A 358-nucleotide genomic window follows, 5' to 3' on the forward strand; every position below is an offset into this window, starting at 1 on the left:
CTTCAATGGAAATGGTTATGTAGATTTGGTTATTGGAAATAATAGCGGTGGAAACAAAGTTTTATTTAATGATGGAACGGGTATGTTTGCTGACACAGGGCAATCTCTAGGTAATGGTGGAACCCAAGCCCTAGCTGTAGGTGATATGGATAATGATGGCGATATAGATATAGTAGCGGGAAATTTTGGAAGCTATAATCGAGTTTATAAAAATAATGGGACTGGCATATTCAATAGCTCCTTTAGCCTAAAAGAACCAAATAAGAAAAACTTAACAAGAACACAAGCAATTTCAGTTGGAGATTTTAACGGCGATGGTCGATTAGACGTATATGCAGGTAATATAAATGAAGATACT

At 36.0% G+C, this 358-nt stretch carries 1 protein-coding gene; it reads left to right on the forward strand.

Annotated features, from left to right (window positions below):
- On the forward strand, window positions 1–358 hold a 358-nt coding region (locus SB749_RS18905; protein WP_410711655.1), incomplete at both ends, for an FG-GAP repeat domain-containing protein.

Source organism: Brevibacterium sp. SIMBA_078, assembly GCF_046534565.1.
Classification (GTDB): domain Bacteria; phylum Actinomycetota; class Actinomycetes; order Actinomycetales; family Brevibacteriaceae; genus Brevibacterium.